General features: G+C 39.4%; 11 protein-coding genes. All 11 read left to right on the forward strand.

Annotation, left to right across the window (positions count from 1 at the left end; genetic code table 11):
- Nucleotides 1-718 (forward strand): SpoIIE family protein phosphatase (locus tag AC52RT_RS14530; protein ID WP_495541405.1); only part of this gene is annotated, 718 nt, incomplete at its 5' end.
- Between the two features lie 59 nt (nt 719-777).
- Nucleotides 778-1,533 (forward strand): vWA domain-containing protein, encoded by a 756-nt coding sequence (locus AC52RT_RS14535; protein ID WP_495541412.1) that lies wholly within the window; start codon nt 778-780, stop codon nt 1,531-1,533.
- The gene (gene prkT / locus AC52RT_RS14540) at nt 1,502-2,485 is read left to right on the forward strand and encodes a serine/threonine protein kinase PrkT (protein ID WP_495541413.1); all 984 of its coding nucleotides are present in this window, start codon (nt 1,502-1,504) and stop codon (nt 2,483-2,485) included. The genes AC52RT_RS14535 and prkT overlap by 32 nt, the downstream gene beginning before the upstream one ends.
- 96 nt (nt 2,486-2,581) lie before the next feature.
- Nucleotides 2,582-3,976 carry a tRNA lysidine(34) synthetase TilS gene (tilS, locus tag AC52RT_RS14545; RefSeq protein ID WP_495541406.1) on the forward strand — a complete coding sequence of 465 codons (1,395 nt, stop codon included), beginning with the start codon at nt 2,582-2,584 and terminating at the stop codon, nt 3,974-3,976.
- A 32-nt stretch (nt 3,977-4,008) separates the two neighbouring features.
- Nucleotides 4,009-4,551, forward strand: a complete 543-nt coding sequence (gene hpt, locus AC52RT_RS14550; protein WP_495541414.1) for a hypoxanthine phosphoribosyltransferase — start codon at nt 4,009-4,011, stop codon at nt 4,549-4,551.
- A 129-nt stretch (nt 4,552-4,680) separates the two neighbouring features.
- Complete coding sequence (ftsH, locus tag AC52RT_RS14555) at nt 4,681-6,726, forward strand: ATP-dependent zinc metalloprotease FtsH (RefSeq protein WP_495541407.1); 2,046 nt, start codon at nt 4,681-4,683, stop codon at nt 6,724-6,726.
- A 138-nt stretch (nt 6,727-6,864) separates the two neighbouring features.
- Nucleotides 6,865-7,638 carry a type III pantothenate kinase gene (locus tag AC52RT_RS14560; protein ID WP_495541415.1) on the forward strand — a complete coding sequence of 258 codons (774 nt, stop codon included), beginning with the start codon at nt 6,865-6,867 and terminating at the stop codon, nt 7,636-7,638.
- A gap of 27 nt (nt 7,639-7,665) precedes the next feature.
- On the forward strand, nt 7,666-8,544 hold the full coding sequence (hslO, locus tag AC52RT_RS14565; RefSeq protein ID WP_495541408.1) for an Hsp33 family molecular chaperone HslO: 879 nt from the start codon (nt 7,666-7,668) through the stop codon (nt 8,542-8,544).
- Nucleotides 8,545-8,568: 24 nt separating this feature from the next.
- Nucleotides 8,569-9,453 carry a peptidyl-prolyl cis-trans isomerase gene (locus AC52RT_RS14570; RefSeq protein WP_495541409.1) on the forward strand — a complete coding sequence of 295 codons (885 nt, stop codon included), beginning with the start codon at nt 8,569-8,571 and terminating at the stop codon, nt 9,451-9,453.
- A 140-nt stretch (nt 9,454-9,593) separates the two neighbouring features.
- On the forward strand, nt 9,594-10,517 hold the full coding sequence (gene cysK / locus AC52RT_RS14575; RefSeq protein WP_495541410.1) for a cysteine synthase A: 924 nt from the start codon (nt 9,594-9,596) through the stop codon (nt 10,515-10,517).
- Between the two features lie 152 nt (nt 10,518-10,669).
- Nucleotides 10,670-11,200 (forward strand): dihydropteroate synthase (folP, locus tag AC52RT_RS14580; RefSeq protein WP_495541411.1); only part of this gene is annotated, 531 nt, incomplete at its 3' end.

The following is an 11,200-nucleotide window of genomic DNA, read 5'->3' on the forward strand; positions in this document are numbered from 1 at the left end:
GCTGCGATCGGCTAAGAAATTCACTGTTGAAACGGGGGTTTCACATGCGGCGAAAGGTGGAGGACTGGTTTCAGGTGATAGCTTTACAACCATGGACTTGGGTATCGGAAAATATGCGGTAGCAATTAGTGATGGGATGGGGAATGGTGAACGTGCTCATCTTGAGAGCACAGAAACGCTTTCCTTGCTTCAGAAGTTCTTAATGTCAGGAATCGAGGAGAAAATTGCGATTAAGTCGGTGAATTCGGTTCTGTCACTTCGAACGACAGATGAGATCTTTTCTACTTTAGACTTAGCCATGATCGATCTTCAAGATGCGAAAGCAAAGTTTTTAAAAGTCTGCTCGATTCCAAGTTTTATTAAGCGAGGAGAGAAAATTATAAAGATAGAGAGCAGCAGCCTGCCAATGGGAATTATCCCGGAATTTGAGGTTGATGTAGTAAGCGAGGATTTAAAGGCAGGAGATTTATTAATTATGATGAGTGATGGAGTGTTTGAGGGACCAACTCACATTGAAAACGTTGAATTTTGGCTTAAGCGAAAGATTAAAGAGTTTGAGACAGAAGACCCTCAGGAAGTAGCTGACCTGATCCTTGAAGAGGTGATTCGAGTAAAAGGGATGATCGATGATGATATGACAATTGTAGTGACAAAAATCATGCATAATACACCAAAATGGGCGTCCATCCCTGTCCAGCCTAAACGAAAACGAGCCTGAAAGTTTCAGTCTCTTAACGTATAAATCCCTTTTTTTAAGTCAAAGATGGTAACAAATTTATAGAGGGGAGATTGACAATGAAACCAGGTACATTAAGGCAAATTTTATTGCTTACAGATGGCTGTTCAAATCAGGGAACTGATCCCGCCTTTATGGCTGCACGAGCCCATGAACAAGGAATCACAGTGAATGTGATTGGAGTTATGGAAAATGATGTGATTGATGAAAAGGGAATGAATGAAATACAGTCTATTGCGCGTTCAGGAGGCGGTGCTAGTCAAATTGTTTATGCACAGCAGCTTTCTCAAACGGTGCAGATGGTGACACGAAAAGCGATGACGCAAACGATTCAAGGGGTCATTAATCGAGAACTTCAACAGATTTTAGGCAGCTCAACAACAATGGAGGATTTGCCTCCCGATAAACGTGGTGAAGTAATGGAGGTTGTTGATGAGTTAGGAGAGACAAGTAAACTTGAAGTGCTCATCCTTGTTGATACGAGTGCAAGTATGAAACATAAGCTTGAAATCGTGAAAGATTCTTTACTTGATTTGTCTTTAAGTATGAACGCAAGGCAAGGAGATAATCAATTTTCGGTTTTTGCTTTCCCAGGTAAAAAACATGATGTCGAGAAACTAGTCGATTGGACGCCAAAGCTTGAGGTGCTGACAAAAATATTCCCTAAGCTTACAACAGGAGGTACTACACCAACTGGACCAGCTATTGAAGAAGCTGTTGCTTATTTTAATAAAAAACGTTCATTAAGGGGATTGTTATCGAATGATGATGAACAATACTTTGAGGAATCAATGTAATCTGCTGCCAGGAAGCAAGATTACAGGGAAATGGAATAAAAACACCTATACCATCATTAAGGAGCTCGGGCAGGGGGCAAACGGGATTGTGTATCTTGCTGAAAGTAATAATAAGCATGCGGCTTTAAAAATAAGCGATAACGGTGTCTCAATTATATCGGAGATGAACATTCTTAAAGCCTTTTCTAAGGTCCAGGGGTCTGCCCTTGGGCCTTCTTTATTAGAGGCAGATGATTGGGTGAAGAATAAAAGCATTCTATCTTTTTATGCAATGGAATACATAATAGGTGATGGATTTCTCGAATTTATTCATCGGAAAGGTCCTTCATGGACAGGAGTTCTCATGCTGCAATTGCTGACAAGTCTTGTTTCGCTTCATAAGCAAGGCTGGGTCTTTGGGGACCTAAAGCCGGAAAATCTAATTGTTACGATGCCTTCTTGTACCATTCGTTGTATTGATGTGGGAGGTACGACATTAATAGGACGTTCCATTAAAGAATTTACTGAATTCTTTGATCGTGGATATTGGGGGCTGGGATCTCGTTCGGCTGAACCCAGTTATGATTTATTTGCAGTAGCAATGATTTTTATTAATGCTTATTACCCTGTACGATTTTCTAAAAATGGAGACGGCTACAAACAGCTTGTAGAGATGATCAAACAGAAAAAAGAGTTGGCTGTATATCGAACTTTGCTTCAAAAAGCATTATCAGGAACTTACAATAGTGCGGAAGAGATGAGAAGTGATCTTGTTGAGATTTTACAGAATCAAAAAAAACAACCGGCACCTCGAACTCCATCATCTCAAAAATCTCCTGTAACGAGAACGAGAAAACACACTAAAAAAAGGGGGAGAGTGCAGAGAAGAAGAGGCGGCCTAATTGAGACAATGCTGCTCGTTTCAATTGTTTGTTTCTTATATGTCCTCTATATATATGGTCAATTCTTATGATATAGTTAGTAAAGAATGGATTAAAGTGAAACTAATTCGATGGTACTACGTAGATAAGAATAAGCTCTAAGGAGCTTGACCAAAGAAGGTAATTATATGTTTGAACGAAAAGTTATAGAGTATATCGAGACACATCAGTTAATCCCAGAAGGTTCTCACATCCTTGTAGGGGTTTCAGGAGGACCAGATTCTTTGGTCTTATTGCATCTTCTTAAATCATGGCAGGAATTATTCAAGTGTCAGATTGTTTGTGCACATGTAGATCATATGTTTCGAGGGAAAGAATCCTATGATGACTACTTATTTGTTGAAAAGACATGTAAGGAGTGGGACATTCCTTTTGAAGGTAAACAAATAGATGTGGCAGCATATATGAATGATTCGGGTGAGAGCACCCAACTTGCTGCTAGGAATTTAAGATATGCATTCTTTCAAGAGGTTATGGAAAAACATCATCTGGATGTGTTGGTATTGGGGCACCATGGAGATGATCAAGTGGAGACCATGTTAATGAGACTGACGAGAGGTTCTGCAGAAAAGGCTCGAGCGGGAATCCCTGTTAAACGACCGTTTGCTTCTGGCTGCCTCGCAAGACCTTTGTTATGTGCAGCTCGATCTGAAATTGAATCGTATGTGAAACAGCATGAGTTAGATCCGAGAATGGACCCGAGTAACGAGAAAAACGATTATCTCCGTAATAGATTTCGACATGTGGTGCTGCCCTTTCTAAAAAAAGAAAACCCAAATGTTCATGAGCACTTTCAACGATTTAGTGAGGAATTAACAGATGATGAAGTCTACTTGCAGTCACTTGCTGCTAAGGAACTCAATGGTATTTGGCTTGAGAGGAAAATGGACGGTTCAGTAATAGATCTTGTGAGATTATTGATGGTACCAAAACCTTTACAAAGAAGAATGATTCATCTAATATTAAATTATCTTTATATAAAGAGACCTTCATCGCTTTCAGCTGTACATATAGACCAGCTTTTAACGTTATTCACTAATCCTCATCCATCTGCTGAACTGCATCTCCCTGACGGACTTATCGTTGAAAAATCATACCAAAAAGGTATTTTTCGGTTTTTCACTAATGAAAGCCCGGAATATTCCATCAAGTTAGATGTTCCAGGTGAGACAATTCTTCCGAATGGATATATAATTAAAGCACATTATATAAAAGATGAAATGTCCGTATTAAATGGAAACCATACTTTTCTATTATCTGCTTCGTCAGTTAGTCTTCCGCTTACCGCACGTACTCGTATAAATGGTGACCGAATGACTGTAAAAGGACTTGGAGGAACGAAGAAGCTTAAAGGAATATTTATTGATAAAAAAATTCCCAGGCAGGAACGTACTACCTGGCCGGTCGTGGTTGATCAAGCAGGGGAAATTGTTTGGCTCCCTGGTTTGAAAAAATCGGTGCGTGAGTCTGAACATACTCAAAATGAAACGTCTTTCATTTATTTAGAATATAAAAAAGCTTAAATCTTCTTGGGGGGCAAACAATTACAATGACGATGCAAAATGACATTGAAAAAGTGTTAATTACTGAGGAAGAAATTCAAGGTAAAATAAAAGAGTTAGCAGCACAGCTGGAGAATGATTATAGTAATAGTTTTCCGCTGGTGATTGGAGTTTTAAAAGGTGCATTGCCATTTATGGCTGACTTATTAAAACGCATCGATGAACATTTAGAAATGGATTTCATGGATGTATCCAGCTATGGTAATTCTACGGTTTCTTCCGGTGAAGTAAAAATCATTAAAGATTTAAATACTTCTGTAGAAGGCCGAGACATATTAATCATAGAAGATATTATCGACAGCGGTCTGACGTTAAGTTACTTGGTTGAATTATTCCGTTATCGAAAAGCAAAGAGTATTAAAATTGTTACATTGTTAGATAAACCGACTGGCAGAAAAGTCGATATTAAGCCGGATTATACGGGCTTTATTGTACCTGATGCTTTCGTAGTCGGATATGGTCTGGATTTTGCAGAGAGATACCGTAATCTGCCGTACATTGGTGTTTTAAAACCAGAAATTTATACTACAAAATAACGATGACAAACAGATTAGTATCATGTAAATACGGTTACAATAAATTGTAGTTCTAAAAATTGTCTTTCAATTATTTACTATGATACTATTTATTACTATAGTTTGTTTTTTCGTGGGAGGAGGTAAGGGATGAATCGGATCTTCCGTAATACAATATTTTATTTACTCATTTTCTTAGTGATTATCGGTATTGTGAGCATCTTTAACAATAACAATGAACCTGCTAAGAATATAACTCAAGATGATTTTTACCAAAGTTTGGAGAGTGGAAAGATAGCCTCCTTATCGATGCAGCCCGAGCGGTATGTATACGAAGTTAAGGGTCAGTTGAAAGGGTCCAAGGAGAAAGATTCTTTCTTGACGTACATTACTGACAGCGAGAGCAATCAAACACGTATTCAAGAAGCTGTTGATAAAAATGATGTGAAATTGGAGGTGCTTCCAGCTAAAGAAACAAGCGGCTGGGTAACATTCTTCACTTCCATTATACCTTTTGTTATCATCTTCATTCTGTTCTTCTTCTTACTTAATCAAGCACAAGGCGGCGGCGGCGGACGTGTCATGAACTTTGGCAAAAGTAAAGCCAAATTATACGATGACAACAAGAAAAAGGTCCGTTTCAACGATGTAGCTGGTGCTGATGAAGAAAAGCAAGAACTCGTTGAGGTAGTTGAGTTCTTGAAAGATCCGCGTAAGTTTGTTGAACTTGGTGCACGTATTCCAAAAGGGGTCTTGCTAGTAGGTCCTCCAGGAACAGGTAAAACGCTTTTAGCAAGAGCGGTAGCTGGTGAAGCTGGAACACCATTCTTCTCTATCAGTGGTTCCGATTTTGTTGAAATGTTTGTCGGAGTCGGGGCATCCCGGGTTCGTGATTTGTTTGAAAATGCGAAAAAGAACGCTCCTTGTATTATTTTCATTGATGAAATTGATGCAGTCGGCCGTCAGCGTGGTGCTGGTTTAGGCGGAGGTCATGATGAGCGGGAACAAACATTGAACCAATTGCTAGTTGAGATGGATGGTTTTGCAGGCAATGAAGGCATTATTATTATTGCAGCGACAAACCGTTCTGATATTCTTGACCCTGCGTTGTTACGTCCAGGTCGTTTTGACCGCCAGATTACGGTTGGCCGTCCTGATGTAAGAGGACGTGAAGATGTATTAAAAGTTCATGCGCGTAATAAGCCATTAGCCGAAGGTGTAGACCTAAAAGCTATCGCGCAACGTACACCAGGTTTCTCTGGTGCGGATCTTGAAAATCTTTTAAATGAAGCAGCTCTTGTAGCGGCTAGACAAGATAAAAAGAAAATTGATATGTCCGATCTTGATGAAGCTTCTGACCGTGTAATTGCTGGTCCGGCTAAAAAAAGCAAGGTTATATCTAAAAAAGAACGTAATATTGTTGCTTTCCATGAAGCAGGCCATACTATCATAGGACTTGTCTTGGATGATGCTGAAATCGTTCATAAAGTAACGATTGTTCCTCGTGGTCAGGCCGGCGGTTATGCTGTTATGCTTCCTAAGGAAGATCGCTTCTTTATGACTAAACCTGAACTTCTTGATAAGATCGCTGGTCTTTTAGGCGGACGTGTAGCAGAAGAAGTAGTCTTTGGTGAAGTCAGCACGGGTGCTCATAATGACTTCCAGCGTGCTACTGCGATTGCACGTAGTATGGTCACTGAATATGGAATGAGTGAGAAACTTGGACCGCTTCAATTTGGATCTACACAGGGTGGAAATGTATTCTTAGGCCGCGATTTCAATAATGAACAAAATTATTCAGATGCGATTGCCTATGAAATTGATCTTGAAATTCAACGCATTATCAAAGAGGCATACGCTCGTGCAACGAAAATTATCACTGAAAAACGTGATAAGCTTGATGTAATAGCGAAAACATTGCTTGAAATTGAGACGTTGGATGCAGAACAAATTAAACACCTCTTCGATCATGGAACATTACCGAAACGTTCTTATTCAGCCCTTAATGGCAATATGGGAAAAGACGATGATGTAAAAGTGAACATTAACATTAAGAAGGAAGAAAAAGAAGCGCTTCTTAACCCGTTAGATGAAAGAGGATCGGAAAATCTTGAAGTTCGATCTGAGGAAGTTATTCCTACAGAACCGATTAAAGAAGACACACCGTTCTCAAACGAAGATAATAAAAAAAGCTAATCATAATTAGCAAGGCAAACAGGTATTTCCTTCTGGAAATACCTGTTTTCTATTTAACAATAAAGGCCAAAGTCCTGCAGATGGCAAGCCATATGGCGGTATGATATGATGTTTGAGAATAATCTGGCGGAGTGTGAAATGATGATTTTTGTACTAGACGTAGGAAATACCAATACAGTTCTTGGTGTATATAGCGAAGAGACATTGAAATATCATTGGCGAATTGAAACGAGTCGGAATAAAACGGAAGATGAGTATGGGATGGTTATTAAATCCCTCTTCGCACATGAAGGAATATCCTTTGAAGACATTGATGGAATTATTATTTCTTCCGTAGTTCCTCCTATTATGTTCTCTGTGGAGCGCATGTGTCTTAAGTACTTTGGTATGAAACCGCTCGTTGTTGGTCCAGGAGTAAAAACAGGTTTAAATATAAAGTATGACAATCCTAAAGAAGTCGGTGCAGACCGGATTGTGAATGCTGTAGCAGGAATTCATGAGTATGGAAGTCCATTAATTATTGTCGATTTTGGAACCGCTACAACTTATTGTTATATAAATGAAATGAAACATTATATGGGAGGGGCTATCGCTCCCGGAATTGGAATTTCGACAGAGGCCTTATATACCAAAGCAGCGAAATTACCTAGAATAGAAATTGCTCGTCCTGAGGGTATTCTTGGTAAGAACACTGTTTCTGCCATGCAATCGGGTATTTTATATGGGTATGTCGGACAAGTTGAGGGGATTGTCTCGAGGATCAAAACCCAAAGTGAAACAGAACCGACTGTAATTGCAACTGGAGGAATGGCTGGATTAATCTCAAATGAATCGGATGCAATTGATATAGTAGATCCTTTTTTAACATTAAAAGGGCTGATGCTTATCTATAAAAGAAATCGGGAACAATGAAGAAATAGAATTGATGGGGGTAACAACATGAATGATTACTTAGTAAAAGCATTAGGTTATAACGGTCAAGTAAGAGCGTATGCCGTCAAAACAACTGAAACAGTAGGTGAAGGACAAAGAAGACACAAAACTTGGCCGACTGCCTCTGCAGCACTTGGTCGTTCAATGACAGCAGGTGTTATGCTCGGTGCTATGCTAAAAGGCGAGGAAAAAATGACGATTAAAATAGAAGGCGGCGGTCCTCTAGGCGTAATTCTTGTTGACAGCAATGGAAAGGGAGAAGTTAGAGGATACGTAGGGAATCCGCAAACGCACTTTGATTTAAATGAACATGGAAAGTTAGATGTAAAACGTGCAGTTGGAACAGAAGGTACGCTCGCTATTGTTAAGGATATTGGACTGAGGGATAATTTTACAGGACAAGTTCCATTGGTTTCCGGAGAACTAGGAGAAGATTTCACCTATTACCTGGTAACTTCAGAGCAAGTACCGTCATCCGTAGGTTTAGGAGTACTTGTGAATCCAGATAATACAATATTGGCGGCAGGCGGGTTTATTATTCAATTATTGCCTGGTGCAGATGATGAAGTCATTACAAAGATTGAACAAAGACTATCAGTTATCGAGCCAATTTCTAAACTAATTCAAAAAGGGTTAACACCAGAGCAAATTCTTGATGAACTCTTAGGAGAGGGCAATGTAAAGATCCTAGAAAAAATGCCTGTTAAATTCAACTGTGAATGTTCAAGAGAAAGAATTGCTAATGCACTAATTAGTTTGGGTAAGGAAGAGATAGAGGACATTATTCAGACAGATGGCCAAGCAGAAGCTCAATGTCATTTTTGTAACGAACAATACCATTTCACGGAGACGGAGTTAAGAGAGTTAATTGAAGAAGGCAAATAATAGGGTGTAATGGGGGATGCGGAGTTGTCTCAAAAGCAGCTGTTAGTTATTATTATCGGACTTGTTTTGCTTAATATTGTAACCTTAATGGTGTATGTCATTAAGCCGTTTAGCTTACACAATGATAACGAAATTGTGGCATCTGTTGGAAAGAAGGACATTACAAGAGAGAAATGGCAGGCGGAGTTACAATCACGTTATGGAAAAGAAATTCTCGAGGAATTAGTAGACGCTGAGGTCATTCAGCAAAATGCTAAGAGGCATAATGTGTCTATTTCAGCTAAAGACGTAGAAAGAGAATATCTATTCACGAAATTGACCTACAGTACTAAGGGTATTTCTGGAACTAAGAGCGAAGAAGAGTGGAAGCAGCAGATAAGAACTAACATCCAGCTAGAAGAAATACTGACGAAGGACGTAACCATTCCACAACCCGTATTACAACAGTATTATGAAACAAATAAACAACGTTTTACTATCCCGCAATCCTTTCGGGTATCTCATATTGTGAGAGCAAGTAAAAATGAAGCGGATCAAGTGATTCAGGAACTCCGGGAGGGTTCTGCCTTTGATGTACTCGCCATGGAGAAATCATTAGATGAATTTACTGCAAATCAAGGCGGGGATTTAGGCTATCTTACTGCAGAAAGTGGTCAGAAAGCTGAGAACTACCTTGATGAAGTGAAGTTGATGAAAGAACATACTTGGAGTCAACCAATAACCATAACAGATGGGTATGCAGTTATTTATCTTCATGAAAAAGTGGAAGCGCATCAGTACAGCTTTTCTGACGTAAAAAAACAAATACATCGCATCCTAGCGCTGGAGCAAATGCAAATGCCGGTAACCGGGAAGTTATTCTGGGAAGAATCGAAGGTTAAATGGCATTATGACGAAGGTGAAAAATAGAGTATTGGGCCCATGTTGTCTTATGAGGTAAAAGTAACAGAAGATACAGTAAATGAGTATAAAAAAATTGACAATAACCTGTGCTAAGATGTAACGTAAAATAAAACCAATAAAATCAGTAGGAATTAGGAGTGGAGAACATGTCAAGAATAGCAAATTCTGTAGTTGAACTAATTGGCCACACACCGATTGTGAAATTAAACAGATTAAATGATGAAAATAGCGCAGACATCTTTTTGAAGTTAGAGTACATGAACCCAGGGAGCAGCGTTAAAGATCGTATTGCTCTTGCCATGATCGAGGCAGCCGAAAAAAATGGCAGTCTTAAAGAAGGCGACACCATTATTGAACCTACGAGTGGAAATACAGGAATCGGTCTAGCTATGGTAGCAGCTTCTAAAGGGTACAAAGCAATCTTAGTTATGCCTGAAACAATGAGTGTGGAACGTCGTAACTTACTTCGTGCGTACGGAGCAGAATTAGTATTAACACCTGGTCCAGACGGGATGAAAGGTGCGATTGCTAAGGCAGAGGAATTAGCTAAGGAAAATGGCTATTTTGTTCCACAACAATTCGAAAATGAAGCAAATCCTAAAGTTCATAGAGAAACAACAGGTAAAGAAATTGTTGAACAAATGGGCGACCAATTAGATGCATTTATTTCCGGTATTGGTACTGGGGGAACGATAACAGGTGCTGGTGAAGTTCTTCGTGAACAATATCCTAACATTAAAATTGTAGCGGTTGAACCAGCAGATTCACCGATTCTTTCTGGCGGCAAACCAGGTCCGCATAAAATTCAGGGAATTGGAGCTGGATTTATTCCCAGTATCCTAAATACAGAAATGTATGACCAAGTTATTACCGTTACTACGGAAGAGGCATTCGATTACGCACGCCGTGCTGCCAAAGAAGAAGGAATCCTTGGTGGGATTTCTTCTGGAGCTGCTATTAGCGCTGCTGTTCAAGTGGCAAAAGAGCTTGGCAAAGGTAAAAAAGTACTTGCGATCATCCCTAGTAATGGCGAACGGTACTTAAGTACAGCATTATATAATTTTGAGTAATTTCTACTAAAAGGCTCCGGAATTTCCGGGGCTTTTTTTTATGGGTATAGAATCTCTAATATAGAAAGTCGAGAGTTATGTAAAAGCTCACTAGTAATACTCATCAAAGATAAGTACACTATAAATAAGACTAATCGTAGAGGAGTGCCAATATGCCCTCAATAATAAAATGCGGAAAACATACGTTAGATTATCAAAACAAAACAATCATTATGGGGATATTAAATGCGACCCCTGACTCATTCTCTGATGGAGGGAAATATGATCATGTAGATACAGCTTTAAAACGGGCTGAAGAGATGGTTAAGCAGGGCGTTGATATTATCGATATTGGCGGAGAATCAACCAGACCAAATTATGAACGGATTTCCGATCAGCAAGAACTTGAACGTGTCCTGCCTGTTATAGAGGCAATAACGAATAATCTAGATATTACACTGTCGGTGGATACCTATAAGTCTGTAGTAGCAAGGGAAGCAGTTAAGGCTGGGGCTCATATTATCAATGATATTTGGGGAGCAAAAGCGGATCCTGAAATGGCGAAGGTCGCTGCTGAGTATCAGGTGCCGATTATCTTGATGCATAATCGTAAACAGATGAATTATGAACATTTTATTAGGGATGTTCTTACCGACTTAACGAAAAGTATCGAGATTGTTAAACGTGTAGGAGTACTTGATGAA

Source organism: Peribacillus sp., from assembly GCF_059453735.1.